The 24,246-nt window shown below is 51.6% G+C and carries 22 protein-coding genes; 4 read left to right on the top strand and 18 right to left on the bottom strand.

Going from position 1 to position 24,246, the window contains the following annotated elements; genetic code table 11:
* Positions 1-45: 45 nt before the first annotated feature.
* The 6 genes from nagA to agaR are packed head-to-tail and all read right to left on the bottom strand — an operon-like array spanning position 46 to position 6,759.
* Positions 46-1,188, bottom strand: coding sequence for an N-acetylglucosamine-6-phosphate deacetylase (gene nagA, locus EYB30_RS00480; RefSeq protein ID WP_166835874.1), 1,143 nt, complete (start codon positions 1,186-1,188; stop codon positions 46-48).
* The gene (locus tag EYB30_RS00485; protein WP_166835876.1) at positions 1,178-2,107 is read right to left on the bottom strand and encodes an ROK family protein; all 930 of its coding nucleotides are present in this window, start codon (positions 2,105-2,107) and stop codon (positions 1,178-1,180) included. The genes nagA and EYB30_RS00485 overlap by 11 nt, the downstream gene beginning before the upstream one ends.
* Before the next feature lie 5 nt (positions 2,108-2,112).
* A complete protein-coding gene (locus EYB30_RS00490; protein WP_166835878.1) occupies positions 2,113-3,264 on the bottom strand; it encodes an SIS domain-containing protein in 1,152 nt (383 codons plus the stop codon).
* A complete protein-coding gene (locus EYB30_RS00495; protein WP_166835880.1) occupies positions 3,251-4,576 on the bottom strand; it encodes a class II D-tagatose-bisphosphate aldolase, non-catalytic subunit in 1,326 nt (441 codons plus the stop codon). Before EYB30_RS00495 ends, EYB30_RS00490 begins: the two co-directional genes overlap by 14 nt.
* 14 nt (positions 4,577-4,590) lie before the next feature.
* Positions 4,591-5,961, bottom strand: a complete 1,371-nt coding sequence (locus EYB30_RS00500; protein ID WP_166835882.1) for a Gfo/Idh/MocA family oxidoreductase — start codon at positions 5,959-5,961, stop codon at positions 4,591-4,593.
* A 12-nt stretch (positions 5,962-5,973) separates the two neighbouring features.
* Complete coding sequence (gene agaR / locus EYB30_RS00505) at positions 5,974-6,759, bottom strand: transcriptional repressor AgaR (RefSeq protein ID WP_174978712.1); 786 nt, start codon at positions 6,757-6,759, stop codon at positions 5,974-5,976.
* A 329-nt stretch (positions 6,760-7,088) separates the two neighbouring features.
* Here agaR and EYB30_RS00510 point away from each other — a divergent pair, with 329 nt between their 5' ends.
* Positions 7,089-9,893 carry a TonB-dependent receptor gene (locus EYB30_RS00510; RefSeq protein WP_166835883.1) on the top strand — a complete coding sequence of 935 codons (2,805 nt, stop codon included), beginning with the start codon at positions 7,089-7,091 and terminating at the stop codon, positions 9,891-9,893.
* Positions 9,894-10,008: 115 nt separating this feature from the next.
* Positions 10,009-10,923 carry a pirin family protein gene (locus tag EYB30_RS00515; protein ID WP_166835885.1) on the top strand — a complete coding sequence of 305 codons (915 nt, stop codon included), beginning with the start codon at positions 10,009-10,011 and terminating at the stop codon, positions 10,921-10,923.
* Positions 10,924-10,931: 8 nt separating this feature from the next.
* Here EYB30_RS00515 and EYB30_RS00520 read toward each other — a convergent pair whose 3' ends face one another.
* The 8 genes from EYB30_RS00520 to rppH form a co-directional block, all read right to left on the bottom strand.
* Positions 10,932-11,558 (bottom strand): FlgO family outer membrane protein, encoded by a 627-nt coding sequence (locus EYB30_RS00520; RefSeq protein ID WP_166835887.1) that lies wholly within the window; start codon positions 11,556-11,558, stop codon positions 10,932-10,934.
* A gap of 73 nt (positions 11,559-11,631) precedes the next feature.
* The gene (locus EYB30_RS00525; RefSeq protein WP_166835889.1) at positions 11,632-12,261 is read right to left on the bottom strand and encodes a FlgO family outer membrane protein; all 630 of its coding nucleotides are present in this window, start codon (positions 12,259-12,261) and stop codon (positions 11,632-11,634) included.
* Positions 12,258-12,857: a FlgO family outer membrane protein gene (locus EYB30_RS00530; RefSeq protein ID WP_166835891.1), complete on the bottom strand. Its 600-nt coding sequence runs from the start codon at positions 12,855-12,857 to the stop codon at positions 12,258-12,260. The genes EYB30_RS00525 and EYB30_RS00530 overlap by 4 nt, the downstream gene beginning before the upstream one ends.
* A gap of 90 nt (positions 12,858-12,947) precedes the next feature.
* The gene (locus tag EYB30_RS00535) at positions 12,948-13,781 is read right to left on the bottom strand and encodes a thymidylate synthase (RefSeq protein ID WP_166835893.1); all 834 of its coding nucleotides are present in this window, start codon (positions 13,779-13,781) and stop codon (positions 12,948-12,950) included.
* A 2-nt stretch (positions 13,782-13,783) separates the two neighbouring features.
* Positions 13,784-14,596: a prolipoprotein diacylglyceryl transferase gene (lgt, locus tag EYB30_RS00540; protein ID WP_166835895.1), complete on the bottom strand. Its 813-nt coding sequence runs from the start codon at positions 14,594-14,596 to the stop codon at positions 13,784-13,786.
* Positions 14,597-14,608: 12 nt separating this feature from the next.
* Positions 14,609-15,400, bottom strand: a complete 792-nt coding sequence (locus tag EYB30_RS00545) for a sulfite exporter TauE/SafE family protein (protein WP_166835897.1) — start codon at positions 15,398-15,400, stop codon at positions 14,609-14,611.
* A 75-nt stretch (positions 15,401-15,475) separates the two neighbouring features.
* Entirely contained in the window at positions 15,476-17,734 is a 2,259-nt protein-coding gene (ptsP, locus tag EYB30_RS00550; RefSeq protein ID WP_166835899.1) for a phosphoenolpyruvate--protein phosphotransferase, read from the bottom strand.
* Between the two features lie 43 nt (positions 17,735-17,777).
* On the bottom strand, positions 17,778-18,281 hold the full coding sequence (gene rppH, locus EYB30_RS00555; RefSeq protein ID WP_166835901.1) for an RNA pyrophosphohydrolase: 504 nt from the start codon (positions 18,279-18,281) through the stop codon (positions 17,778-17,780).
* A gap of 380 nt (positions 18,282-18,661) precedes the next feature.
* Here rppH and mutH point away from each other — a divergent pair, with 380 nt between their 5' ends.
* Entirely contained in the window at positions 18,662-19,333 is a 672-nt protein-coding gene (gene mutH / locus EYB30_RS00560) for a DNA mismatch repair endonuclease MutH (RefSeq protein ID WP_166835903.1), read from the top strand.
* On the opposite strand, the gene EYB30_RS00565 is transcribed toward mutH, so the two are convergent.
* The 4 genes from EYB30_RS00565 to EYB30_RS00580 form a co-directional block, all read right to left on the bottom strand.
* Positions 19,330-20,148 (bottom strand): substrate-binding periplasmic protein, encoded by an 819-nt coding sequence (locus EYB30_RS00565; RefSeq protein WP_166835905.1) that lies wholly within the window; start codon positions 20,146-20,148, stop codon positions 19,330-19,332. The two genes, mutH and EYB30_RS00565, sit on opposite strands and share 4 nt — an antisense overlap.
* Positions 20,149-20,243: 95 nt before the next feature.
* The gene (locus EYB30_RS00570) at positions 20,244-21,107 is read right to left on the bottom strand and encodes a sterol desaturase family protein (protein ID WP_174978713.1); all 864 of its coding nucleotides are present in this window, start codon (positions 21,105-21,107) and stop codon (positions 20,244-20,246) included.
* A gap of 162 nt (positions 21,108-21,269) precedes the next feature.
* Complete coding sequence (folE, locus tag EYB30_RS00575; protein WP_166835907.1) at positions 21,270-21,914, bottom strand: GTP cyclohydrolase I FolE; 645 nt, start codon at positions 21,912-21,914, stop codon at positions 21,270-21,272.
* A gap of 140 nt (positions 21,915-22,054) precedes the next feature.
* Positions 22,055-22,408, bottom strand: a complete 354-nt coding sequence (locus EYB30_RS00580; protein ID WP_166835909.1) for a DUF2750 domain-containing protein — start codon at positions 22,406-22,408, stop codon at positions 22,055-22,057.
* A 157-nt stretch (positions 22,409-22,565) separates the two neighbouring features.
* On the opposite strand from EYB30_RS00580, the gene ettA reads away from it, so the two are divergent.
* Complete coding sequence (gene ettA / locus EYB30_RS00585) at positions 22,566-24,227, top strand: energy-dependent translational throttle protein EttA (RefSeq protein WP_166835912.1); 1,662 nt, start codon at positions 22,566-22,568, stop codon at positions 24,225-24,227.
* The last annotated feature ends 19 nt before the right edge of the window (positions 24,228-24,246 follow it).

Raw genomic sequence — 24,246 nt, forward strand, 5'->3', positions numbered from 1 at the left:
TACATCAGACATCATAATTCCCTATTTAATGACGTTGCCCACGTCTTATTGTTGTAGCTGGCCAGCAATCCAGCAGTGTTGTACCTTGCCTGTATCTGTCAGCCAGACCAGATCGGCTCGCTTACCGACAGCAATGCTGCCCCGCACCGCGCTTTGACCAATAAATGCTGCCGGCGTCGCCGTGGCCATTTGCACAGCCGTGACTAAACCGGCTTGTAATACCGTGGCGGCATATTGCACTGCACTGGCCATATCCAGCACCGAGCCGGCCAGCGAGCCCTGCAGGTTGGTCAGTTGCATGCCGTTTCTGATAACTTTACCGTCAAAGAAACTAAACTCTGTCTCATCAGTGCCTACCGGCGACATCGCATCGGTGACCAGCATAAGCCGTTCACAACCCTTCGCATTCAGCGCTACCCGAGCCGCGAGCGCGTGAACATGTTCACCGTCAAGAATAATGCCGCAGTAAGCACGGGGATCGGCCAAAGCGCAGCCCACCATGCCTGGCTCACGCGAGGTTAACGCCGACATGCCGTTGTACAAATGGGTAAAACCGCGGGCACCGGCGTCCAGAGCCGCCTGCACGGTAGCTGCATTGGCGTTGGAATGTCCCAGGCTGACAATAACGCCTTGGCTTACCAGTTGGCTGATCTGTTGTGGGCTTACACACTCCGGTGCAACGGTTAGCAAGCGCACGCCTAAATCATCGCGTTGATACAGCGCCAGCTCATCAGCTGACAAGCGGCGCAATGCAGCCGGTGGATGACAGCCGCGTTTGGTTGTCGATAAATGCGGCCCTTCAAAGTGAATACCGATAATGCCGGCCTGCCCCCGCTTAATCGCAGCAGAAACCGCATCCGCAGCGGCTTGCATCACCTTGATATTATCGCTGATCACCGTCGGTAGCATCGCCGTCGTGCCAAAACGGCTGTGTGCCTGCATCATGCGGTGCAGGGTCATGCTGTTCGGCTGTTGATTAAACAGTACGCCACCGCCGCCATTAACCTGGGTATCAATAAAACCGGGCAGCAATACGCCGTGCGTCAGTTGCTGTATCGTGCTGCTGTCAGGTTTGTCAGCACTGATCTTCTCGATCAGACCATTGTTTAACAGCACATATTGGTTTTGCTGCAGTTGGCCATCGAGCAAAACTGCGCTGGCATGCAGCCAGCAAGCATCAGTTGACATGATGTTGTCCTGTTAATAAAGCGCGCCCGAGCAAGGCAGCGCCACGTACCCCACTGCTGGCGCCAAACTCAGCCCGGGCGAAAACTGGCAATGGCGCACCGGCAAATAGATAACGACGGGTTGTCTCAGGTAATGCCGCCAGCAGCTCAGGCACTTCAGACAAACCACCGCCAAGCACAATAATATCCGGGTCTAATGTTAAAATTTGCGCTGCCATCACACTGCCCAGCGCGCTGATATAACAAGCAAAAGTCTGCTTTGCCGCCTCGTCGCCAGCGCGATAAGCGCTCAGCCATTGATAGCTGTCAGCATCTTGTAAACCACTAAAATAACGATATAACCTGGCCAGCCCTGAGCCAGAAATATAAGGTTCTGCGCAGCCGCTAAGGCCGCAGCCACAACGAAATAGCGGCAGCGAAAATTGCTGCACTACTGCCGCAGCCAAGCCCTGATGACCAAACTCGCCAGCCAGTCGACCGGCCCCCTGATACAATTGGCCATTCAGACAAAAGCCGCCGCCAGCCCCGGTGCCGACGATGGCACCAAACACCCGCTGAAATGATCGACCGGCACCTAATAAGGCTTCAGACAGCGCAAAACAGCGGCAATCGTTGCCAATGGCGACCGGCCGCTGTAGCTGCTGTGCCAACGCACTGGCCACGGCGTGATTGGTTAAACAAGGCACGTTACTTGACAACACAGTGTTATCCGGCCGGATCACACCGGGCAGCGCAATGCCTACCGAGCCCAGGCTGCCATAACGTTGATCTGCGATGCTGATTTGCGCCGTTACGGTTTGCAAAAACTGCTGATAATCTGCCGTTGGCGTAGCGATGCGCCAACTGTGCAGCAGTTGCATATCACGATCAAATACTGCCAACTCAATTTTAGTGCCACCAATATCCAGGCCATAGTGCATCGCAGTTACTCCGGTAACGGATAGAGTGTTACGCCCTGCACCACCCGGTTTACCTGGCCTCCCGGGCACGGATTATCCGGCGATATATTCAGCTGCAGCGCTTTATAAAACGCCAGTGCCTGGCACCAGAGTACAAATGGCAGACCCAACCAGACATCCGCTAAAGGCTGGCCATCCAGCAAAGCCTGCTGCTGCAAACTATTGAGCGACAGTGCCTGATTATCCCGTTGCAGTTCTGCCAGCAGATCCCGGTCATACTGCTGGCTGTAGGATGACGACGACTGCAACACTAAAATTTGCGTACTGCTGTCAACCAGGGATTTGGGCCCATGGCGAAAGCCCAGCGGGGTTTCAAAACTGCTGAGTATTTTGCCGGCCGTCAGCTCCAGATATTTAAGTGCCGCCTCCTGCGCAATGGCTTTAAGTGGCCCACTGCCCAAAAACACCATGCGCTGGCATGGCTGCTGCGCCTGGGTTTGTATTACCGCTAACTTATGCTGCAAAATATGTTGCGCCAGCGCTATCACCTGTTCTAAAACGCTGTTGTCAGGGCTAAAACTGAGTAACGTTGCCAGATACATGCAGCTAAAACTGCTGGTCATGGCAAAGCTTTGATCATGTGCCTCAGGCGGCATTAAGTACAACTGGCTGCGCTGTGGATGCTGCTGGGCATACAAGGCCATCTGGCCCTTAGCATTGCAGCTGATCAATAAATGCCGGCAATCCGTCAGCAACTGATCAGCAAGTTCAATAGCAGCAATGCTCTCGGGGCTGTTACCGGAACGGCCGTAAGACACCAGCAAAGTGGGCACATTATCCGTTAAATAAAGCTGTGGATGGCTTACCAGATCGGTGCTGCTGATCGCCTCTGCCCGTTGTCCGGCTAACGGTAATTGTTGCTGAATGTGCGCCGCCAGCGCCTGGCCGATATAGGCCGAGGTGCCGGCGCCGGTAAAAATAATGCGCAATTGCGGCAATGCCAGCATGGGCGCTAAAAACGCATCTAATTCAGCCGCAAACTGTTGATGTTGCTGCGCCAGCTGTAACCACAATGCCGGTTGTTGCTGAATTTCCCGTGCCGTCCAGTAGGCTCCAGCTTGCTTAAGTTGCAAGACGTCAAGTTGCATCAGTGTGGCCGTATTATCAGTGGCTAACATTGGCTTTCGCCCCCTTGTTGTCAGACATTCCGCAGGCCTTGGCATAATCAGCCAACACCTGCTCAATTTTATGTAGCACCAAGTCTTCTGCCGTATTTTTCAGCTCTGCACGTAACACCGCCAGATACTGCGACGGCATATACTGACTTAACAGCGGTAACGGTATCGGCTGCTGCAAATTGTCCAGCAAGGCACTCATAGCTTGCTGTAATACCGGCTCTGGCCAGTAGTAGCGAATGCGGTCGCTAAAGCTAAACAACAATTGCCAATGCTGTGTCTTTGTGTCGCTGTAAAATGTTTGCCAGTGCGCCGGTTGTTGCTGCATCAGCTCAGTAGCAATGGGGAGTAACCCCGAGTGCTGTGCAGCAGGCAGTAATACTTGTTCAATATGTGCCAGCGCGATCAACGCCTCACGCAGGGCGAATGTCAGCTGTGGCCCGACTTTGAGTATGGCAAAGTGCCCGCGTACCAATTGTGAATACAACTCCGGCAACTGATAGTCGGTCGAGTGCGCTTCATAAACCAGTTGTGGGTAGCGCTGAATATACTTGCTTAGCGCTGCTGCAGCCTGCGGCTGGTATAGCTGTACCTGACTGTTGTCAAACTCTACGCCTGGCTGGACGACTACCGCCAGCACCTTTTGCCATACTTCAGCCCCCAGGCCGGCGGCCAAAAATGCCTGTTGATGCGCTTGCAAGGTATAGTCCAGCGCCGCGACCGGTGTAACGGCCAGTTCATGTTCCAGCGCCGTTACACCGCCAGGTGCGGGCACCTCGGTACCAATGACATAACACAGTTGCTGGCCCGGCGCACAGTGCTGCTCGGCCACCTGACATAAGCGGGCAGCCCGCGCGGCAATCAGCTCATCGCTTAGCTGCGGCGGATCATCAGCACAGCGCATACTGGTATCCAGATGTATTTTACAAAAACCGGCCTGTACATAGCTGGCAATCAGCTGCTCTGCCTGCGCCATCGCTGTCGCGCTGTCCTGTTTACACCAGACAACAGGCCCTAAGTGATCACCACCAAAGATCAGCTGTGCAGCACTGACCCCTTCCGCCCGTGCCAGCTGCGTCACAAACTGAATAAAATGCTCCGGCTGCATACCGGTATAGCCGCCGTACTGATTAACCTGATTGGCCGTAGCTTCAATCAGCAGTAAAGAGTTGTCGGCTTTAGCCCGGCGTAATGCTGCTTTTAGCACTAAGGGTTGTGCTGAACATACCGCATAAATGCCCTGCTGTTTGCCCGCTTTGTTTGCACTGAGTACAGTGCGCAGTGCAGTGACTGCTGTTAATGAGGCTGTTGCCATTGTCAAAACACCTCTTAACCGACGATGCCAAGCGGCTTACCGCTTTGCCAGGCGCCACGGGTGAAATCCGGAAAGTCTTTCGAGTTGCTGCGATCCGCCACCGACGCCACCGATAACGGTAGCACCGCCGACCAGGCTGCACCGTCGTACACATCCTGATCCAGAGGTTCAGCATTGCGCAAACAATAAATCATGCGCCAGCACATCAGGAAGTCCATACCGCCATGGCCACCGTTAAGCTCCGCTTCTTTGCCCATTCGCAACCATAACGGGTGATCATATTGCTGATACCATTTTTGCATATCCTGATCCCACTGGTGGAAGTTGCCGCTACCGCCCTGTTCCAGCGCAATGCGGTTAGGAAAGCCGGCAAAGACACCGTTCGTGCCCTGGATCAGGTTATGCCGGCTATACGGCCGTGGTGTGGTCGTGTCATGCTGCACCATAATGGTCCGGCCTTTTACCGTTTTAATAATGCTGGTGTTGATATCACCATGAATATATTGCAACTGATTACGCGGATGATCAGCGGCAAACTCGCGCTTAGCATAGGCTTCGCGGCCCAGTGCCGGTGAGCTGGCCGACGTCAGGTAGTCAAAACGGTCACCACGGTTAATGTTCATGTACTGGGCAACCGGTCCCAGGCCGTGGGTCGGATACATATTACCGTTAAGTTGGGTGTGAAAGGCGGTACGCCAGGAGCCGGTCTTGCGATCCGTTTCTTTCATCTGCCAACGCAACTCATGAATATAAGCGGCTTCACCATGCAGCAGTTCGCCAAACAGGCCCTGACGTACCATATTCAGCACCATCAGCTCGTCACGACCGTAGTTGACATTCTCCATCATCATACAGTTACGCTGTGTTGCCTCAGCGGTATCGACTAAATCCCACATATGCTCCAGCGTTAATGCCATTGGCACTTCGACAAAAGCATGCTTACCGGCCAGCATGGCATCTTTTGCCATTGGATGGTGCCATTGCCAGGGCGTTGCAATAATCACTATGTCAACGTCCTGCCGGTTGAGTAATTCGCGATAAGCATAATTACCCTGACTGTAATAAGCTGGCGTATCGCGACCATACTGTTTGATAATGTTCTCCGCCCGCTGCAATACCGTTGTGTCGGTATCGCATATGGCCGTGATGCGGGCACCGGCAATTTTGCTAAAGTGATGCACAAAACCCGAGCCTCGCTCGCCTACCCCAATCAGGCCTACCCGCACTTCATCCATCGCCGGCACCACCAGCCCCATCACGGATTTACCGCGGGCCCCGGGCGTAAAGCCGCTGTTACTGCCGCTAACGGCACAAGACGCCAGCACGCCCGCTGCAGCGGTAGCCATTGATGCTTTTAAAAATGAACGACGGTTTAAGCCTGACATAGCGATCCCCTGTTACAAGTTAGTTTTATCTATCAGGTGCAACTGCACACCTTGTTTTGTTAGCTCTTCCACATAGTGTTCTGGTATACCGCTGTCGGTTACCAGAGTATGTATTGCCCGGCTGGCGCAAATTACATGAAACGCCTGTTGCTCAAATTTGGACGAGTCAGTTACCACGATAATTTCGTTGGCAATCTCACACATCAGCCGGTTTAAGCTGGCTTCTTTTTCAAAATGGGTGGTAAGTCCGGCGCGTAAATCGAAACCGTCCACCCCAAGCACCAACTTATTAAAGTTGTAATCACGTAAGCTTTTCTCAGCCACACTGCCGTAAAAAGACATCGATTTTTTGCGCAATAAGCCGCCGGTTAGCATCACGTCCACGTCTTCAGATTGCGCCAGTTCCATCGCGATATTCAGCCCGTTTGTCATCACAATTAAATCGCGCCGTTCGGACAAATTTGCCGCGACCTGTTGCGTGGTGGTGCCGGAGTCCAGAATTACCCTGTCACCATCTTTTATCAGCTGCGCCACTGCCTGCCCCAACTGTTGCTTTAGCGCCGAATAGCAATGCCGCTTCTCTTTTAGCGATAATTCCCGGCTCAGTTCGTTGTTAATCATCGCGCCGCCACGAGAGCGCACCAGCAGCTTTTTCTGATCTAATACCGCCAAATCACTGCGTATCGTGACCTCCGACACTGCAAACCGCTGTGCCAGTTGTTTTACCGCCACCTTGCCCTGCTGTTGCGTCAACCTGACAATTTCCTGCTGCCTTTCAATGGTATTTAACATGTCCATCCGCATTTCCACCTGGTTACTTTCAGTGTGCTGAACATAACATGCCACATTAGCTTTCAAAAGCTTTCGAAACACATTCAGAGCTCGCTTGCCAGCGCAGCTTTGCCGCTAAACCGGCCGTTAGCAGCGACTTGCGCGGCCAGTCCTTAGCTTTCAATTTAGCCTAGCATGCCGCATTTCGAAAATAAATAAAAGTTTTTTTTAATTTCGATATTGATCATTGTCTATTTTTAGCGCTATAACTAGACACAAGAAAGCTTTGAAACCTTCATTTGCTTTCGTTAATAAAGTAATGGCTTTGCCATATAAATAAAAACAGCGGGGGAAGAATGAACAACATAGCAGCAAAACCGGCGAGTCTGAGCCTGGCAGTCAGCCTGGCGTTGGCCAGTATGAGCATCCAGGCCCAAACCGAAGCAAACAGCGCCGAGCAAGATGTCGAGCGTATTCAGGTATCAGGCATTCGCAGCAGCATTAAAGAGTCATTATTTCAAAAACAAAACGCCGTCAGTGTGGTTGATCTGGTGGTGGCTGACGACATTGGTAAATTTCCGGATGAAAACCTGGCCGAAGCACTGCAACGCATTCCCGGCATCACCATCACCCGCAACGGCGGCGAGGGCCAGAATATACTGGTACGAGGCCTTGGCGGCGGTTACAACATCACCACCTTAAATGGCCGCAAGCTGGCGTCTGAATTTGCCGGCCGCGACTTTAATTTTGACACCATCGCGTCCGAGTTAGTCAGTGTGCTTAAAGTGTATAAATCACCGGAAGCTAAGTTACCCGAAGGCGGTATCGGCGCCGTAATAGATATTGAGACGCGCAAACCGCTGCAGTTAGAAGGCCGCACTATCGCCGCATCAGCCAAGGGTATTTATGAGTCCCGTACTGAAGATACCCATCCACATGCGTCGCTGATCATTGGTGATAAAACGGCCGACAACCGTTTTGGTGCCTTATTTTCAGCGGTGTATTCACGTAAAACACTGCGTGCCGACACCTACTCTGCCTCCGGTTTTTTTGACGAAGACGAAGGCTGGGGCGTCGACAGTGCCGGTGTGCCGGTTGATACCAATAGCAACGGCGTGATAGATGCCGACGAAATTTATGCCTCAAAAATTCCCAGCTATATGTATTTTGCCAATGCCCAGGACGTTCGTGAACGGCTGGGGGCGACATTAGCATTGCAATGGCAACCGACTGCGCAGTTAGATTTGAATATGGATGCGCTGTACTCACGCTATAACACCGATGGCAACCGCTACCAGATTGGTTTTGTCAATTATGATGAAAGCTGGACGCCGGGCACGCCGCTGTTCAGCGACGCCGAGTTTGATGAGCTGGACCGGGTAGTAAAAATGCGTCAGACCGGTGAAAATACCATGGTTGAGCTGCTAAATATCAGCAGCCCGCGTAAAACCGATACCTATCAGCTGGGGCTAAATGCCCGTTATCAGGTAAACCCACTATGGGCGCTGACATTCGATGCCGCTCACTCGGCGGCGAAAAACCAGAATGCTGGTGACAACCGCTTCATTGTCGCCCGTGGCTTTGTCGATGCTATCGATATTAACTACAACACCGGCACTATTTTACCGGATGTAGTGATTAGCCCGGGCCTGACAGCAGAGCAAGACTACGGCGCACACTACAGTTATAACTCCGGCACGGCTGTCGACGATAAGATCACCGACCTGAAACTGCTAAGTCATTATCAGCCGCTCGATGGCATCATCAGCCGCATCGACGCCGGGCTGCACTATGTTAAGCAAAGTAAACAACAAAACCAGTATGCGTCGGCTAACCCCAGCCAGTTTAGCCGCGGTGGTTTCTATTTAACACGTGATGGATACAGTTTTGACGACAGCACCGTCTTTAGCAAAGGCGAATTTGAACTGTTTAACATTCCGGCTGACGTTTTTGTGCCCGCTAACTTCGATAACTTTCTCGACGGCGAAAGCAGCATTTCACCACAGCCCTGGCCCAGCTTTGACTATGACAAGTTGCTCAGTTACTACCGTAGCCTGAATGCTGAAGCGGCAGATGCCAGCATAGTAGCGGTACAAAACCGTGCCGGTAGTTATCAGGTAGAGGAAGCCGTCAGCGCTGCCTTTATACAATTGTCGTTAGAACAGGAACTATTTGGCTTGCCTTATCTGCTGGACCTTGGACTACGCGCCAGCAAAACCGAAGTAACTTCAAGTGGTTACGGTTATGATCTGGCAAAGGTAGTGCTGGATAACGAAGGCCAGCCGGTCAATAATGACTGGCGCCAGGTACTGCCGGTCAGCTACGCCGATAGCTACAGCAATATCCTGCCCAGCGTTAACTTTAAACTAAACCTGACGGACAGCTTACTGCTGCGCATCTCTGCAGCTGAAGTGATAAGCCGGCCGGCTTTGTATTATTTGCGCTCCTGGGCGGCGCCTAATTTTACCGTACGCGAACAAGGCTTGCCGACGCTGGCGATGGGTAACCCGGGGGTAAAACCGGAGGAGGCGCGCCAGGCTGACCTGACATTGGAATGGTATTACGGTGACAGCAGTGCCTTAAGTGGCGGCGTTTTTGTCAAAGATATTCAGTCCTTTGTCACCGAGGGCAAGTATGCAGCCAATGTTGCCGGCACCGATTATCTGGTGACGACCTCGGTTAATGGCGAATATGGCGCTAAAGTGACCGGTTACGAGGCAGCCTGGCAGCAATCGTTGCAGGACTGGCTGCCGGAGCCTTTCAACGGCCTGGGCGTGCAGTTTAACTATACTTATGTCGACAGCAGTTACGATGAACCGGCGTTAAAAGCCAAAGCCCTGCCATTTCAGGGCATGTCAAAAAACTCTTATAATGCTGTGGTTTACTATGAGCAATATGGCATTCAGGCACGCTTAGCCTATAACTGGCGCTCTAAGTTTGTCGTTAATCCTGAAGATTGGGGCGGCGCATCCTGGATTGCTGACTATGGTCAACTGGATGCCAGCGTCAGCTATGCCATTACCCCGCAGCTGACGGTGTTTGCCGAGGCCAGCAACTTAAGCAACAACCGCTATTGGGGCTACGTAAAACGCGAAGATCAGGTGAACTATCTGGAGCGTTTCGGTACCCAGTTGGCTTTGGGCGTGCGCGGCCATTTCTAAACTGCAGTGATAGCGCAGTGCGGTTGCGGTTAACCACAGCCGCACTGCCATCACTTGATTTTCATGCTATTCCTGTCCATCCTGTGGCAACCCTAGCTGATAACAGGCAACCCCTATGAGCATTGAACGCAACGACACTGAACTGGATTGTCAGGTAAACCAGGGCTGTGATGCCATTGAGATGATTATCCAACCGCGCGAGACCGATCTGGGTGAGTTTAGCGTGAAACGCGTACTGCCAACCCGGGCCCGCAAGATGGTTGGCCCCTGGATCTTCTTTGATCATATGGGGCCAGCGCAATTTGCCCCCGGTCAGGGCGTTAATGTCAGGCCCCACCCGCATATTAATCTGGCGACGGTAACCTATTTGTTTGACGGCGAAATACTGCACCGCGACTCACTGGGCAGCTATCAGACTATTCGCCCCGGCGATATTAATTTGATGGTGGCAGGAAGTGGCATAGTGCACTCTGAACGCGAACGCCCTGAAGTGCGTCAAAGTGCTCATCGCCTGCATGGCTTGCAATTATGGCTGGCACTGCCGTTGGCAGATGAAGAAATAGCACCGGCGTTTTACCACTACCCTGCCAACGCGATCCCGGCGTTAACCGTTAATGGTGTCGCGCTAAGAGTACTGATAGGCGAAGCCTTTGGTGTTAAATCGCCGGTAAAAACCTTTGCCCAAACCTTATATGTTGAAGCTCACTTGCAGCCGGGGCAAACCCTGAGCTTACCCGACTGTGAGGAGCGCGCTATCTATGTCGCGCAAGGCAGTCTGCAAGCCAAAGATACCGTTATTGGCGAGCATCAGATGGCCGTATTTCATAACGTCAAAGGAGTGAGCGTTAGCGCAACCACTGAAAGCCGGCTGGCCATTATTGGCGGCGAAAACCTCGGCCCGCGTTTTATTAACTGGAACTTTATTTCCAGCCGCAAAGAGCGCATTGACCAGGCCCGTCAGGATTGGTCGGCAGGCCGCTTTGCCAAGGTTGTCGGTGACGAGGACGAGTTTATTCCGTTACCCGAATAAACCGCGGGTCATGGCGCTTGCTGCGCACTGGCAGACGGCGCCAGTACAAAGTCAGGAATATGGATCTGGCCACTGGCCAGCAGTGCTTTGCTGTTTAAGTGCATTACTCTGGCATTAATGACTATACCAGCGTTATCACGCAGCATAGTGCCGGTTAGCACATAATTGGCCTGCTGCTGCAGGTCAAGGTAGGCACCGCGGCTTAACACAAAATCGCCGCGCGGGGTAATACGAATTTGCCGCGCCAGCTTAACATCTGCCAGCGGTACACCCAGACGCTGCAACTGATAAAACAAATGCTCAGCAAGCTGATTTCCCAATGCATCAGCATGGTCAAGCCGGTTGTCAAATTGCACAAAAGAGCTTATCGCGATGGGCTGCTGCGGCATTTGATAGTGCATGGATTGCATTAACTGCAGCGCCAAATCAGCGGCATAGTCTGATAATGGCTTACCAGGCCTGGTAAAGCTGTGCGTTGCTGCCGGCACATAATTGCCACCGCTTAGCAGCGCCATCGCCTGCTCGTGCTGCTGCTGTGCACTAAGCGCCGGTGCTGCTGTATGTTCTGGCACTGTGCCCAGCAGCTGACAGCCTGCTAACCACAAAGCGCTAAACGCCGCTAATCTTGCTTTCATTACCACCTCTGCCGTTACTTAGCCTATGCAACACTATCGGCATGGGTGGTAATTTTCTTTAGTAAATAATTGCTTAGCCCTGCTTTAACTGCAGCTTATCGCCACCGCTGTTGCTGAGTAAAGCGCTAACCACCTGCTGCGGCATAAAAGTACGGGCAGCAGAAATAACCTGTTTATTATCAATTCGGATCAGCCGCGCATTGACCAACACCCCTTGCTTATGCGCCGTCATCGTGCCGGTAACAACATAACGGATCGGTTGGCTATTACCCAGTTCATTAAAATCCCGGCTCAGGGCAAAATCGCCGCTTGCTGTCACCCGGATATAGTCTGTTACTTTGTAGTCCAGCACCGCAACGCCAAACTTATGTAAGTCATACATAATGGCTTCGCTTAAGTGATTACTCAGTACCGAGCCCTGATCCAGAGCCGTATCAACATAGGCAAAGTCTGTCACGCCAACCAGACCGCTATCGTCCGCAGCGCGATGGTTGGACATCAGCTCATGCACCAGGGCCCGGGCATATTCGTTAATCGTCAGCATTGGCAGCGGTTCAGTACTGTCTTGGGCGCTGGCTAATACAAAAGCCGGCGCGGTAAAACGGTTATCCTGCTCAGTGGCAATAACAGACGCCGTTGTCGCCTGGTGCGATGCGCAAGCGCTTAGCAGTGTTGTGCTGAGCAACAGAGGAAAATATTTCATTGCTGTTCTCCAGAGATACTTTGCCGGTATAGTTTATCGCCCCGCTTGCCTACCTGCTGCACCGGCCAGAACACATTGTTTGGTATATAGCCACTGGCAGCGGCTAACACTTGCTTGTTGTCTAACCGGATCAGCCGGGCATTCACCATCAGGCCATCGTTCATTTGGCTGTAGGTGCCGGTAAGCAGGGTATCGGCATCAGACGCCGGATCTATAGCGCTTAGTTGCCGGGACAATGCCTGCTCGTGATCTGACGCCATCAACACTTCATTGCGCAAGCGGTAATCGTAAACCTTTAGACCGTGTTGTCGGGCATGCCCCAGCATAGACTCTGCCAACTGATTTGCCAGCTGGCGCTCTGGGTCGTCAGCCTGTTGTAGTGTCAGGCTGTTCAGCGGTAAAAAAGACGCTACCGCTATGCCATCGGTACGGCTGCGCTGCGCCGATAACTGCGCAAACAGCTGCTCAGACAGTGGCTGTGTGTAGTGATGTAAAGGATAAGCGCTAAGCGCTGCGGGCGCGCTGTGCGCTACCGGGTTAACCTGAGTACAGGCACTGAGCGTCCCCAGCACCAGTACCGATAGTACGGCTTTCATAAGCAACCTCTGCCACCAAGCTGTGAGTAATTTACAGACATAAGTCGCATCTGCAAAATACAGGCCATAAGCAGTGGCAGCCTTTTGACGCTACACCGCTACCGGCGCTTTAATATGCGGATGCGCCTGATAATTTTCCAGCGTAAAATCAGCAAAGGTAAAAGCAAAAATGTCTTTTACCGCCGGGTTTAACCGCATCTGCGGCAGCGGGTAAGGCGTGCGCGACAGTTGTGTATTAACCTGCTCTAAGTGATTTAAGTACAAATGCGCATCACCAAAGGTGTGGATAAAATCGCCGGGTTTAAGATCGCATACCTGTGCGACCATCAGGGTTAGCAGCGCATAACTGGCAATATTAAAAGGCACGCCGAGGAAAATATCGGCACTGCGTTGATATAACTGGCACGACAATTTACCGTCGTTCACATAAAACTGAAACAACGTATGACACGGCGGTAATGCCTGTTTACCCTGAGCGGCATTTTCTTTCGGCGACACTGAGGTATCGGGCAGCACGGCCGGATTCCAGGCGCTGACAATCAACCGACGTGAATCCGGTGTGCGCTTAATATCGCTGATAAGCTGACTGATCTGGTCGATAACCCGGCCATCGGTGGCCTGCCAGCTGCGCCACTGCGCACCATATACCGGGCCCAGTTCGCCGTCATCCGTTGCCCATTCGTTCCAGATAGATACACCGTTGTCTTTTAGATAACCAATATTGGTTTCACCTTTTAAAAACCACAGTAGCTCATGAATAATAGAGCGCATATGGCATTTTTTGGTGGTTACCAGCGGAAAGCCCTGCTGCAGGTCAAAACGCATCTGATAACCAAATACGCTCAGCGTACCGGTGCCGGTGCGGTCAGTTTTTTTATGGCCATGTTCCAGCACATGGCGCATTAAATCCAGATATTGCTGCATGATCAGACTCTCTGCTTACGGTGTCTAGGTTGGCTTATATTGGCGTAGACAATGAGTACCAGACCGGCAACGATCATTGGCAACGATAACCATTGCCCCATTGACATGCCCGCCGACAACACCCCAAGGTGTGCATCGGGTTCACGGTAAAATTCAACCCAAAAGCGCGCACAGCCATAACCGGCCAAAAACAGCCCGCCCAGGCTACCGGCCGGCGGGTTAAAACGGCGGTAAAACATAATAAGGGCAAACAACACTATGCCTTCCAGTGCAAACTCATATAACTGTGACGGATGGCGCGGCAAGGGCCCTGCACCGGGAAACAATACTGCCCAAGGCACATCTGTCGGCCGGCCCCACAGCTCTGCATTAATAAAATTACCCAGGCGCCCTGCTGCCAGCCCCAATGGGATCAGCGGTGCAACAAAGTCGCCCAACTGCAGATAAGGCTTGTTGTTGCGTTTAGCAAACCAGGCCATCGCAAGCAATACCCCCAACAAGCCGCCATGAAATGACATACCACCGGTCCAGATTTTCACCAGATACAGCGGCTCAGCCAAAAACAGCTCAAACTGATAAAACAGCACATAACCAATGCGACCGCCAAGGATTACGCCGAGAAAGCCGGCAAATAATAAGTCACTGACCTGTTGCTCTGTCCAACCCGAGCCCGGCTTTCTGGCGGCGCGATTGGCCAGATACCAGGCCAGACCAAAAGCAATCAGGTACATTAAACCATACCAACGCAAACTGACCGGCCCTACCGAGAAAATCACCGGATCAATTTGCGGAAACGTAATATAACCAGCTGACATAACACCTCTTAACTAAAAAATCATTCTCGCGCCAACCAGCAGCAAAAATACACCAAACACCCGTTTAATCATCAATACCGGTAATTTCTGCGCCAACCTGGCGCCAACCGGCGCGGTAAATACCGAAGTAGACACTATACCCAGCAACGCCGGCAGATAGATATAGCCGACAAAGCCATCCGCTAACTGATAATGCTGCCAACCGGCAATAACATAACCAAGGGTACCAAAGAGGGCAATTGCGATACCACTGGCCGCTGCGCAGCCGATAGCCCGGCGCATATCCATCGAGAAATAATTCAGCATAGGTACAAAGAGTGCGCCACCGCCAATGCCCAGTAAACTGGCCAGGCCACCCAATACTACAGACAAAGACGTTATAACAGCCGTGCCTGGCAGGGATCTTTTACCGACTGCCGAGCGTGAGCCCAGCATGCGCAGTGACAATAGCAACACGGCGACACCAAAGATCATTTGCAACACGGGGCCACTGATATGATGTGCCAGATAACCGACACTCCAGGCACCGAGCGCTGCGCCGATCATAATGGCACCGGCCACTGACCAGGGCACATTACCCCAGCGGTGATGGGCATAGACTGAAGAGGTTGCAGTAATAATGATCGAACCCAGCGATGTTGCAATCGCGACCAGTATCGCCTGATCCGCCGGTACTATGCCAAAAGCAGGCAATAACATCACCAGTGCTGGCACCACCACCAGACCGCCACCAATACCCAGCAAACCAGCGAGAAACCCGACCAGGGCGCCTAAGACCAATGTAATAGCAATAATACTTAACACAGACTTCTCTTTATTGTTCTATTTATTGTTCTATGGCGCGCAGTATAACAGTTAAGGCCGCCGCTACACAGCTGCTCAGGCGCGTAACTGACTTAACAGCCGCTTTTGTTCAAGAAAACGCTGCGTGGTTAACCTGACCTGGCGTGCCGACTGACAGGCTAACACCTCCGGCAGCAACAGCGCCAATTCTGACATTTCTATCCGGCGTAACAACCATTTAATTTTCGCCAGATTACTGCTATTCATACTAAAGCTGTTATAGCCCATCGCCGCCAGCAGCAGCACACCGGATGGCTCGCCGGCCAGCTCACCACAAACGCTGATCGGAAACTGCAGGCCTTTTGCCTGTTGTGCCAGATGATGCAAGGCGCGCAGCACTGCCGGATGCATAGCATCGTACAAGCCTGCCACTCTGGGGTTGTTGCGATCAACCGCCAGCAAATACTGGGTTAAATCGTTGGTGCCAATGGAACAGAAGTCTACCTTACGCGCCAGTTCAGGAAGCTGATACATAATCGACGGCACTTCAATCATCACCCCCACTTTGGGCCTGGGCAGGTCGATAGCCAGTTCATCACTGACTTCAAAACAGGCCTGCTTGATTAAGCGTACAGACTCATCAACTTCAGCCAGATCAGAAATCATCGGTAACAGAATATGCAAATTGTCCAGCGCCAGGTTCGCCTTTAGCATAGCGCGAATTTGCACCAGAAATATTTCCGGGTGATCCAGCGTTAAACGAATACCCCGCCAACCTAAAAAGGGGTTTTCTTCCACTATGCTAAAGTACGGCAGAGCCTTGTCACCGCCAACATCCAGCGTACGCATAATCACCGGTTTATCCGGGTAGTTTTCTAACACCCGCCGGTACAGCTCAATTTGCTCCTGCTCAGTAGGAAAGCGGCTGCGCATAATAAACGGAAACTCTGTACGGTACAGACCCACCCCACCGGTATATTGCGGATCTGTGGTTTCAAGCTCTATTGCCAGGCCAGAGTTGACCATCAAGCTAAATGGCGCACCGCAGGCCGATTGCGACGTTAAGCCAATTTCCGCCAGATAACGCGCATTTAACGCCGCATCTTCGCTAATAAGGCGCTGATATTCCTGACATATTGCTTCCACCGGCGATAACAGTATATGGCCCTGATAACCATCAACAATCAGCCGCTGCCCTTGCCAGTGCAGCAGCGGCAATTCACTGACGCCCATTACCGCGGGGATCCCCAGTGCGCGCGCCATAATAGCTGCATGCGAATTGACCGAGCCCTTTAAGGACACTATCGCCACTAACTGCTCGCGCGGTACTTCCGCTAGCATAGTCGCGGTAACATTGTCAGCCACCAGCACTACTTTGGCTGGCAGCTTAATTTTGCGCTGCTCGGTATCAAGCAGATTGTTCAGCACCCGTTGCCCCAGATCGCGAATGTCAGTGCCGCGCTCCCGCAGGTAGGCATCATCCATATCATCAAACTGGCGGGCAAATTTCTCCACCACCCGCTTAAGCGCACTTTTGGCACACCAGCCTTCGGCAATCTGTAGCTCAATTTCACGGCCTAAACTGGCCGCATCCAGTAACTGATGATAAACGTCAAAAATCGCCAGGGCGTCGGCCGGTAAATGGCCACTCATACGCTCAGCCAAGCGGTTAAATTCTGCTTTGGTGATTTTTACCGCCCGATAGAAATGCGCCAGCTCTTTGTCCGGATCATCTGCACGTTTAAGTGAAATTGCGTCAAAATCATTCGCCGGTTGCAGTACGACGGCTTCTCCTATGGCGATGCCTGGTGCACCGGGCAAGCCCTGTAACTGACCACTTTGGGTTTGGCTGGGGCTACTTTCGCTGGCGGCCTGGCGCATTTCAGCGTTGGCCAGCACCGACGCCAGCTGAGCGCCCAGCGTAACCAGAAAAGACTCTTCGTCTTCATTAAATACCCGGTCGGCCGCTTGCTGAATGGTTAACACCCCCAGCACTTTACGATGGTGAATGATAGGGCAGCCGAGAAAGGCTGAAAAGCGGTCTTCGCTTACCTCGGGGGTAACTTTAAAACGGGGATGCAGATGGGCTTTTGCCAGATTAATCGGCTCTTCACGCTGGCCAACCCAGCCAATCAGGCCTTCAGAAAAACCTATTGCAACCTGCCCTATCGCTTCCGGGTTCAGGCCGTCCGTTGCCATCAGCATAAAATGCTGTTGTTCATAATCGGCCAGATAAACCGAGCAGCATTCCGTGGCCAGTGCCTGTTTTACACTCGTGACTAAGCCAGCTAATGCGTTATGAAGCACTGGCTCTTGTGCTACGTCCTGAACAATTCGCCTTAACTGGCCTAACATAAGAGCCCCATTTTCAGTTTAGCTAATTGTCTAACCTGTTGTCTTAACTCTTTTTCTTTCCTTCGCGGCGGATAAACGGCAAAGCGACCGGAGCAAACTCTTTCATGACTTTACGGTAAACTTCGCGTTTAAACGCCACCACCTGCCGTACCGGATACCAGTAACTGACCCAACGCCAGCTATCAAATTCCGGATGGGTGGTTTTTAGTAAGTTTACATCTTCGTCTGCACAGGTCAGCCGCAGCAAAAACCACTTTTGCTTCTGGCCAATACACACAGGATTACTGTCTTTACGAATCAAACGCTTGGGTAACTTATACCTTAGCCAATGCTTAGTGGTAGCAATAATTTCCACATCAGCCGCGCTAAGTCCGACCTCTTCATGTAATTCGCGAAACATGGCTTGCTCTGGTGTTTCACCATCGTCAATGCCGCCCTGCGGATATTGCCAGGAGTGCTGACCATATCGTTTTGCCCAAAACACCTGTCCCTGGTGGTTACAAATCACTATGCCGACATTGGCCCGAAAACCTTCGGCATCGATCACACAAACCTCTGGCGGATCTTAAAACAATATGTAAAAGATTCTTTCATAAAGTCGGGGCTTGGGCAAACGGTATTTTTGCCACAACTTTTACACAGTTATCCACAGTATGGCAGCAACAGGACCGCGCAATGTGTACTTTTTCACAGAGACTGTTGATAAAACTGTCCATAACTATAAAGAAAGCCTTTAATAACTTAATAAGCGGCCAGACGACAACAGCGCAATAAAACACATACCTATTTAAAATCATAAACTTAAACTAAAACCATCGCGTTACTCAGCGAACTTTTGCTGTGCGTAAGTTAGTTTGCTGTGTTTTTAAGCAGCTAAGTTGGCAGAAAAATGCTAGCGTATTGCTACCTTTGTTAGTCTTAGCATTTATGCATTCTGCTCCCGCTTCATTGACTGAGTTACAACAACGCAGCCAGGCATTGGCAGGCCTGACCTTAGGCCAGCTTGCCGCTCAGCTGCACGTTAGCGTGCCGGCTAATTTGCAAAAAGATAAAGGCTGGGTGGGACAATTACTGGAACAAGCTTTGGGCGCCACTGCCGGCGCCAAAGCGGAGCCTGATTTTCCGCATCTGGGCGTTGAGCTTAAAACCTTGCCAATAGACCGTCACGGTAAACCCCTTGAAAGCACTTATGTTTGTGTCGCGCCATTAACCGGTGTTGCCGGACAACTCTGGCATCAGTCCTGGGTATGCCAGAAGTTACAACAGGTGCTATGGGTACCCATTTTGGCAGAGCGTAGCATTGCCTTACCAGAGCGAATGATTGCCACGCCTTTTTTATGGCAGCCAACCCCGGCGCAACAACTGGCGTTGCAACAAGATTGGGAAGAGCTGATGGAGCAGATCACCTTAGGCGGTATCAGTAGTATTCGCGGCAGCCAGGGAAAGATCCTGCAATTGCGTCCCAAAGCCGCCAACAGTAATGCGTTAACCGATGCCATAGGCGCACAAGGCGAACCCATACGCACCCTGCCGCGCGGTTTTTATTTAAAGGCCAGCTTTACCGCCAGCCTGTTACAGCAGCATTTCCAACTGGTTTAGTGGCGGTACTTGTCAACAATCCGGCTATATTCACCGTTGTTGCGTAGTTGTGCCAAACCATCATTAAATTGTTGTACCTGAGCCTGTGTTACTGAAGCCTTGCTAAACATAACATACACATCTGAACTACCAAGGCTGATACTGTGCGGCTGAATGTACTTATCCAGGCCTTTACGCCGCAATATAGATGCCCCGACAAAGCTGTCTTCCAGCAGGCCGTCAATTTCCTCATCCAGCAAGCGCGCCATATTCAGCTCACTGATGATAGCCCCGACAAACTGCTCCCGCAAAGTGTCATCAGCGTATAAAGCGGCCATTTCGTCACCGTAGTAATATTCGTTAACGATCCCCACTTTATGACCAGCCTCAACAAAGGCTTTCAGGCTATCAGACGGCAAGGTTGCCTGTTCTTTTCGCACATACAGCTGAAAACGCTCCTGACGGTAGGGCTCAGAAAAATAGGCAAACTGCTCACGCTCTTCGGTTTTTGAGGCACCCAGCACAAAATCAACATCACCGTCTTTTAACAGGGTCAGCAACTCAACCCAGCTGCCTTGCACCACATCCAGGCTGCATCCCATACCGGCGGTCACGGCCTGTACCAGCTCAACATCAAGCCCGCTGACGGTATTGCCAACACTCATATACTGATAAGGTTCCCAGGCATCCATCCCCATGGTCAGGTTACAAGCGTCGACTTTGGCGGCAGCGCTTTGCTCTGCGGCCGGCGGCGACACCGTAGCAGCTTGCTCTGCCGGTTTACATCCAGACAAGGTAATTATTACTGCAACGACCAACAACATGTAAGTTTTCATATTACACCTCAAGGCGTTATCACGATGGTTCAAGCTTAGTGCATAAAATGCCGGCTTGCCGCTTTAACTTTTGCAGGCATTAAAAACCAGCTGGCTCAGCCTTGTTGCGCTGTTTCGCTGCCATCCTGACGCTCGACAGCCGCTTTGGGGGCGCCAAAGAGTATAACTGCTAGCTGACGGATTGACCGGCTATGGCGCACTTCTGTCCACATGCGCCGCCACTCGTAAAAAGTGATAACCAGAGGATTGTCTGAGGCAAAATCGTCAGTGATACCATAACGGCAGGGTTCATCGTCACGCTCGGCGACATAGGTACCAAACAGCCGATCCCAGATAATTAAGACACCGGCAAAATTTTTATCGATATACTGCGGGTTGCAGGCATGGTGCACCCGGTGATGCGACGGCGTGTTAAACAGCCACTCCACCGGCCCCAGCTTACGCACGGACTGAGTATGAACAAAAAACTGAAACGCCAGATTAAGCGCCACCACCGCAAAGACTACAGCAGGTGTAAAGCCAATAATGATCATTGGCGTCCAGAATAGCCACATTCCCGATAGCGGATAAGTCAGGCTTTGGCGCAGGGCGGTGCTAAAATTCATCTGCCGTGAGCTGTGATGCGTCACATGTGATGCCCATAACCAACGGATATGATGCGAAGCGCGGTGAAACCAGTAATACAGAAAATCCTGCAATACAAACGCCAGTGCAATGCTGCTGGCGGTTAACTCAATATCGAACAGCCGAAACTGATGCAGCCAGAGAAAAAACGGCATTAACAGTAGTAACGCCAGCATATCACTGCCCTGATGCAAAAGTGCCAGCACCGCATTGGCCAGGCTATCCTGCCAGCGGTACAGCCCTTTTCCGGCGCGGTGCGTACTGAACCACTCCCAGGCAATAAAGCCGGCAAACACCGGGCTTAACGCCAGTAATATTAACTCTACCGGGATCATCTGCCCCTATCCAGTGATAGTAAAAAACTACAGCGATAGTACTGCAACGCGCAAATAAACGCCATGATGCAGCAGCACCCCCAAGCGTAATCCGGCAGATAATAATGAGAAAAGGCGCCGTCTGGCGCCTTTTCTATTGGTAAATTTGAATTATTGGTAAACTTAAAACCGCGCCAGAAACTCAGCCCGGGTGCGGCCGTCGTCTTTAAAAATACCGCCCAGCGCTGTAGTTTGCGTTTTCGAGTTTACATCCATAACGCCGCGGGATTTCACACAGTAATGCACAGCTTCCATGGTTACCGCCACATTTTTCGTTTGCAGCAGGGTTTGCAGCGCTATCAGAATTTGCTGCGTCAGCCGTTCCTGCACCTGAGGCCGCTGGGCAAAAAAGCGCACGATACGGTTAATTTTTGACAAGCCAATAATGCGTTTTTCCGGAATATAAGCCACGGTAGCGTTGCCATCTATCGTGACAAAATGATGCTCACAGGTACTGGTAAAGCTAATATCCTTTACCTTAACCATTTCTTTTACCTGCATTTTGTTATCTATCAGCGCTATCTTTGGAAAATTGCGGTAATCCAGGCCACCGAAAACTTCATCGACATACATCTTGGCAATGCGGTGCGGTGTTTCGCTTAAGCTGTCGTCCTGCAAATCCAGGCCAAGGGTGCTCACCACTTCGGCCATCAGCGCGCTGATTTTGTTGTATTTTTGGTCGCGCGACAAACCATTGTCCAGCATAGGCGTTTCAAGCCCCTGTGCTTCAAGTGCGCTACGAACCAATATTGCTTCATCTGATAACATAACTATATCCAAACCGGCTGTGTAACCATTAATACGTGCCGCTAACGCCGTTAGTTTACGGGTAAAGTCATTTTTTTGCCATTTTTATACTTATTGCCCCCGCACAGCACGTAAGCAGGGGCAACGTGGCTGGCGGTGGCTTATTGCACCAAAGATAAGGCTTCAAGCAGCTCGCGTGGTTCAACTTCAGGGCCGTTTAAACTCTCGTCCCAGTTAGTGCCAATTAACACACCATCGTCATACATCTCTTTTAGCCAACCCTCACAAAACACATCCAGTGGAATGGCTTCAGGCTTATATACCGCCCATTCATCCGAGCAGTGCGCTTTCGCGGCAGCTTCATCTGACCAAAATGGCATAACATCAGTGTCTTCAAATTCTACTGATTCTACCACCAGTAAATCTTCACCATCGGCCAGCACATATACCATACCGTGGGTTTTGGCTTCTTCGACAAAACGCTGAAAACTCGGATCTTGCGCAAACTGACTCATAGTAATTTCCACCCGGATAACGTATTGCCTGCTATTAGACCAGAAAGCACGGCGTAAAAGCGAGTTTTATCTTAGCCCGGCGCGCTCACTTTCCCTGTCAGACGAAAATAACGTACAATTGTGCGCACTAATTTACAGCAACGATAAGCGTATAGTTATGGCTCAGTATATTTATTCAATGCATCGTGTCTCTAAGGTGGTTCCACCTAAGCGCACTATTTTAAAAGATATTTCATTATCGTTTTTCCCCGGTGCCAAAATTGGTGTGCTGGGTTTAAACTGTGCCGGTAAATCGACCCTGCTACGGATTATGGCCGGAGTAGACACCGAATATGAAGGTGAAGCCCGGCCGCTAGCCGGCACGAAAATTGGTTACCTGCCACAAGAACCCGAGCTGGACACCAGTAAAACAGTACGTGAAATTGTGGAAGAAGCCGTGAGCGACGTTAAGCAGGCATTTAGCCGCTTAGATGAAGTATACGCCGCTTACGCAGAGGAAAATGCTGACTTTGACGCCTTAGCACGCGAGCAGGGCGAGCTTGAGGCGCTTATTCAGGCCAAAGACGGCCACAATCTGGATAACACCTTAGAGCGTGCTGCCGATGCACTGCGTTTGCCCCCCTGGGATGCTAAAATTGAGCATTTATCCGGGGGTGAACGCCGCCGTGTGGCGATCTGTCGCTTATTACTTGAGCGGCCGGACATGCTGCTGCTGGATGAGCCAACTAACCACTTAGATGCGGAATCCGTCGCCTGGCTGGAGCGCTTCCTGCACGACTACCCCGGTACTGTCGTCGCTATTACCCACGACCGTTATTTCCTGGATAACGTTGCTGGCTGGATTTTAGAACTGGACCGTGGTTACGGTATTCCGTGGGAAGGCAACTACTCAAGCTGGCTGGAGCAAAAAGATGCCCGTCTGCAGCAGGAAGAGAAAGCCGAAAATGCCCGTCAACGCTCAATTAAACAAGAGTTGGAGTGGGTACGCACTAACCCCAAAGGTCGTCATGCCAAGAGCAAGGCCCGTATGGCCCGCTTTGAAGAGCTGCAAAGCCAGGAATTTCAAAAGCGTAACGAAACCAACGAGCTCTTTATTCCGCCAGGCCCCCGGCTGGGAGACAAAGTGCTGGAGGTTAACCATCTGCGTAAATCCTTTGGTGACCGCTTATTAATTGACGATTTAAGCTTTAGTATTCCCAAAGGGGCGATTGTCGGCATTATCGGCCCGAACGGTGCCGGTAAATCGACGCTGTTTAAAATGATTACCGGCAGCGAGCAAGCAGACTCGGGCGAGATCAGCGTCGGCGACACCGTGCAAATTGCCAGTGTCGATCAGTTCCGCGACAGCATGAACCCGAAAAACACTGTCTGGCAGGAAATTTCTAACGGCCAGGATATGCTGCAAATCGGTAACTTCCAGATCCCGAGCCGGGCTTATGTTGGCCGCTTTAACTTTAAAGGTAACGACCAGCAAAAATTTATCGGCGAGTTATCCGGTGGTGAACGTAACCGCGTGCATTTAGCCGCGCTGCTTAAAGCCGGCGGCAATATGTTGCTGCTGGATGAACCAACCAACGATTTAGACGTAGAAACCCTGCGCGCGCTGGAAAACGCCCTGCTGGACTTCCCCGGCTGCGCCATGGTCATTTCGCATGACCGCTGGTTCCTGGACCGTATCGCCACCCATATCCTGGATTACCGCGACGAAGGTAAGGTTAACTTCTTTGAAGGCAACTACTCGGATTACGAGGCCTGGTTAAAAGCGACCTATGGCGCTGACGCGCTTGAACCGCACCGGATCAAATACAAAAAGATCTGATGTAACAACGCCCGCTACT

This window comes from Rheinheimera pleomorphica (genome assembly GCF_011634895.1).
Lineage (GTDB): Bacteria > Pseudomonadota > Gammaproteobacteria > Enterobacterales > Alteromonadaceae > Alishewanella > Alishewanella pleomorphica.

Excerpts from the sequence above, each read along its gene's own strand:
- nagA (WP_166835874.1), bottom strand. The coding sequence starts at position 1,188 with ATGTCAACTGATGCTTGCTGGCTGCATGCCAGCGCAGTTTTGCTCGAT.
- EYB30_RS00485 (WP_166835876.1), bottom strand. The coding sequence starts at position 2,107 with ATGCACTATGGCCTGGATATTGGTGGCACTAAAATTGAGTTGGCAGTA.
- EYB30_RS00490 (WP_166835878.1), bottom strand. The coding sequence starts at position 3,264 with ATGTTAGCCACTGATAATACGGCCACACTGATGCAACTTGACGTCTTG.
- EYB30_RS00495 (WP_166835880.1), bottom strand. The coding sequence starts at position 4,576 with ATGGCAACAGCCTCATTAACAGCAGTCACTGCACTGCGCACTGTACTC.
- EYB30_RS00500 (WP_166835882.1), bottom strand. The coding sequence starts at position 5,961 with ATGTCAGGCTTAAACCGTCGTTCATTTTTAAAAGCATCAATGGCTACC.
- agaR (WP_174978712.1), bottom strand. The coding sequence starts at position 6,759 with ATGGACATGTTAAATACCATTGAAAGGCAGCAGGAAATTGTCAGGTTG.
- EYB30_RS00510 (WP_166835883.1), top strand. The coding sequence starts at position 7,089 with ATGAACAACATAGCAGCAAAACCGGCGAGTCTGAGCCTGGCAGTCAGC.
- EYB30_RS00515 (WP_166835885.1), top strand. The coding sequence starts at position 10,009 with ATGAGCATTGAACGCAACGACACTGAACTGGATTGTCAGGTAAACCAG.
- EYB30_RS00520 (WP_166835887.1), bottom strand. The coding sequence starts at position 11,558 with ATGAAAGCAAGATTAGCGGCGTTTAGCGCTTTGTGGTTAGCAGGCTGT.
- EYB30_RS00525 (WP_166835889.1), bottom strand. The coding sequence starts at position 12,261 with ATGAAATATTTTCCTCTGTTGCTCAGCACAACACTGCTAAGCGCTTGC.
- EYB30_RS00530 (WP_166835891.1), bottom strand. The coding sequence starts at position 12,857 with ATGAAAGCCGTACTATCGGTACTGGTGCTGGGGACGCTCAGTGCCTGT.
- EYB30_RS00535 (WP_166835893.1), bottom strand. The coding sequence starts at position 13,781 with ATGCAGCAATATCTGGATTTAATGCGCCATGTGCTGGAACATGGCCAT.
- lgt (WP_166835895.1), bottom strand. The coding sequence starts at position 14,596 with ATGTCAGCTGGTTATATTACGTTTCCGCAAATTGATCCGGTGATTTTC.
- ptsP (WP_166835899.1), bottom strand. The coding sequence starts at position 17,734 with ATGTTAGGCCAGTTAAGGCGAATTGTTCAGGACGTAGCACAAGAGCCA.
- mutH (WP_166835903.1), top strand. The coding sequence starts at position 18,662 with ATGCATTCTGCTCCCGCTTCATTGACTGAGTTACAACAACGCAGCCAG.
- EYB30_RS00565 (WP_166835905.1), bottom strand. The coding sequence starts at position 20,148 with ATGAAAACTTACATGTTGTTGGTCGTTGCAGTAATAATTACCTTGTCT.
- EYB30_RS00570 (WP_174978713.1), bottom strand. The coding sequence starts at position 21,107 with ATGATCCCGGTAGAGTTAATATTACTGGCGTTAAGCCCGGTGTTTGCC.
- folE (WP_166835907.1), bottom strand. The coding sequence starts at position 21,914 with ATGTTATCAGATGAAGCAATATTGGTTCGTAGCGCACTTGAAGCACAG.
- EYB30_RS00580 (WP_166835909.1), bottom strand. The coding sequence starts at position 22,408 with ATGAGTCAGTTTGCGCAAGATCCGAGTTTTCAGCGTTTTGTCGAAGAA.
- ettA (WP_166835912.1), top strand. The coding sequence starts at position 22,566 with ATGGCTCAGTATATTTATTCAATGCATCGTGTCTCTAAGGTGGTTCCA.